At 41.5% G+C, this 2,942-nt stretch carries 4 protein-coding genes; all 4 read right to left on the bottom strand.

Going from position 1 to position 2,942, the window contains the following annotated elements:
* Positions 1-30: 30 nt before the first annotated feature.
* Complete coding sequence (locus tag LHW48_10440) at positions 31-531, bottom strand: AAA family ATPase (GenBank protein MCB5260865.1); 501 nt, start codon at positions 529-531, stop codon at positions 31-33.
* Entirely contained in the window at positions 531-1,085 is a 555-nt protein-coding gene (locus tag LHW48_10435; GenBank protein ID MCB5260864.1) for a GNAT family N-acetyltransferase, read from the bottom strand. Before LHW48_10435 ends, LHW48_10440 begins: the two co-directional genes overlap by 1 nt.
* Before the next feature lie 180 nt (positions 1,086-1,265).
* On the bottom strand, positions 1,266-1,718 hold the full coding sequence (locus LHW48_10430) for a DUF3795 domain-containing protein (protein MCB5260863.1): 453 nt from the start codon (positions 1,716-1,718) through the stop codon (positions 1,266-1,268).
* Between the two features lie 17 nt (positions 1,719-1,735).
* Positions 1,736-2,942: PKD domain-containing protein (locus tag LHW48_10425; protein ID MCB5260862.1), on the bottom strand; the 1,207-nt coding region annotated here is incomplete at its 5' end.

Here is a 2,942-nt window from a genome sequence, read left to right as displayed (position 1 = left end):
TCTCATACGATTTTCTGTTTTTAGCTTGAGCTATACGGGTATTCCATGAATTTGCGTTTCAATAAATTCCAATACTTGAACTGGGCTCATCGCAGAGGTGTTTAGAGAATTGGGATATTCTGCCCATGAAGTGGCAAGCCGGGCAAGCGCAAGCTGGGGATCCCGTTTTGTAGGAGATTTGGCAATGCGCCTTAGTAATTCTCGTTCGTTGCAAGCAAGATTTATATGGATCAGATGGTAACTATTTGTATCCAGAGATGCCAAAATCTGTTCTATGATACTCTTTTTGTGCATCACCCAAGAGAAGATCACATGCTGAAACTGACTATTAAGGAATGAAGACAAAACGAAGCCGATGTTCTTGAGAACCATTTGTTTAGTTGCATCGTTTACGATGAAGGGGTCCATGCGCCAGAGATCGTCGCCATCTAGCCAAACGCTGGCAGACAAACTGCGATTTAATGAATCGGCAAGGGTGGATTTTCCCACGCCCCGTGCGCCACTAATCAGGATCAATAGCGGCTTTTTCATTATCCCTTGGGCTTTACATGAATAGCATGCTGCTGCAAGATTTCGCTCGAATAGCGATAGGCGATCACCGGAACACTGGTATTGATTACCTTGAGCATTTTTTTATCCACCAATTCTCCGCCCATATGAGCATAAAACCCGCAGGATACGTTTTGTTGCGCTACCCATACCACCATGTTTTGGTGACCCAAAGCCAAAACTTCTTTACAAAAGCATTCAAACAATGCTCTCCCAATTCCCAATCCTTGAAATTTCTGAATCAGATATAATGCTCCCAGCTCAGCGCTACAGCTATCGCCAATACCAGTTTCACAATCCTGATTGGATCGGTTATCGCCTCCTGCGGCAAAACCACATATTGTGCCGGATGCTTCGGCAACCAGAAATACCTGTTCTTGATCCAGAGTATATTGCCAATTGCGCATACTGGCAGTGATATTCATTGCTTCAAGCTTTTCTTGGGGCATAATGCCGGGGTATGTTTCTCGCCAACTTTGAATGTGGCAAGCCGCTATGGCTTCGATATCTTCTTGCTTTGCTCGTCTTATCGTCATTTGTATCTTAAATCTTCATTTCTACGTTAGAATCGAAGGTTACTAAAGTCGAGCTGAAATATTGAGTTTCGTGCAAAAGCTCCACTTCCATACTAATCCAATTGGGATAGTTTTTATAGTCTTGGTTCTTTTTCATATTTGTTCCACCTAAAACTATTATATAGTAAGGGCTTAAATAGCTCATTTCTGCATTAGGCTTTTATTGGTTATGCCTTGTGCGACCAGATTATCCTGTTCTATTAACCAAGCTTCAATGCCGATATCGCGGATGCGTTTATTGTTTTCCATAATAAAAGGATATGCCTTAAATAAGGATTCCAGCTTTGCACAGGGAAACTCATCACAGAAGGCGCACACTGCAAGGTGCTTGTTTTGAGCACAGATGCGGATTTCGCAGGAAGGATCACCACAACCTCCTTGACAAAGAGCGCAGGTTTTATCCTTATGTTTGAGGGAATCCAGAACTTTCCAGAATGCTTCAAAATCTGGATATTCATATTTTCCAAAGCTTTCCCAGCCGTCTTCTTTCATGGTTTCGAATAGCTGCTGTGCCTGTTGCGGTAAACCGTTTACCAAGCTGCACATCTTGCAATACAAGCCACAATAACATAGGTATTCAGAAGAATCTTTCATATTATCTCCATTATTGATTATTTATAGCCATGTGTTGGCTTGCGACACATAATACCAAGTACTTCAGCCTCGGTCATACCCGGTAAAACTCCTTTCTGGGTTGGGTTTCTTGGCTCACCAGAACTGTTTACGTATGCTCTTACTCGATATAACATATGGCTTGCATGTAAGGCAACTCGTGAATGCAGATAGGATAAATCCTCCGTCCAGCCCAAATAGTAATACTCTGCATCTACATTTTCTGATCCGTTATAGAATACCAAATAATAATCTGGAACCAGCGGATTTCCTTGATTATCTGCACTTACGCTAGCCCACGATATTTGGGCGTTATATCCGGTCATACTTATCTGAACATTCTCAGGAATAGCTGGTGGGATAGGTATCACCTCAGCATGTAATATAACGCTTAAGATTGGACATTCCGAATCGTTGCTCGAGATTTGAAGAGTATCTGTGATGGCACCATAAACCGTAGGTGCAAATCTAACACCAATAGTAACTATCTCTGAATGGGGTAAAATTACACTTGAAATGGATTCCTGAAGCTCAAACTGAGAATCTTGAGTGGTAAAGTATACGTTATTGATGTTAAGGTTTATCCCGCCTATGCTTCTAATAATTATCTGCTCATAATCTGATACTTCATTTATAACTGTATTATCCAATACTACTGTATCCGATGTGACCAATTCTATCGTGGGAATTCTATCCCATACCGTGACGTAATCTGTACGAGTAAAGATCTCAGTGTTTCCAAAAGAATTGCTCACATTTAGGCTAACCGTATATATCCCTGGATTTTGGAAAACATGAATTGGATTTGCATCTGTGGAGGTTTCTCCATCGCCAAAATCCCAAAAGTATTGCATAGTATCGTTAAAATGGTCGCTGCTTAGATTTCGAAAATGTGCCGTGAGAGGGAAAAAGTCTTCGCAGGTATCGGCAACAAAATAGGTATTTGCAACTTCACTTTGCCATTTGAAGAAGGGATAGCCATCGTTTTTTCCGTTTTGATCATCCATCCAAGTATCTGTAAAATCCCAATTTACATAAGTATCGGCACTATGCGGATAAGTCATCTCGTCTGTTGTGCGTCCTTCTGCGGCATAAGAATAATCCACTCCAGAACTTTCGGTATCCCAATAGCAATTTTGCACATCACTTTCCCAGCCATAAGCGGCGAAACCTCCCAATTCGGATACAAAATCTTGAGCATCAATA

The organism is Candidatus Cloacimonadota bacterium (assembly GCA_020532355.1).
GTDB lineage: Bacteria > Cloacimonadota > Cloacimonadia > Cloacimonadales > Cloacimonadaceae > UBA5456.
Note: the sequence above shows the minus strand (reverse complement) of the source record. Positions and strands in the feature narration are given on the sequence as shown.

Bases quoted from the DNA above. Each gene is read 5' to 3' on its own strand.
- LHW48_10440 (MCB5260865.1), bottom strand. From the start codon at position 531: ATGAAAAAGCCGCTATTGATCCTGATTAGTGGCGCACGGGGCGTGGGA.
- LHW48_10435 (MCB5260864.1), bottom strand. From the start codon at position 1,085: ATGACGATAAGACGAGCAAAGCAAGAAGATATCGAAGCCATAGCGGCT.
- LHW48_10430 (MCB5260863.1), bottom strand. From the start codon at position 1,718: ATGAAAGATTCTTCTGAATACCTATGTTATTGTGGCTTGTATTGCAAG.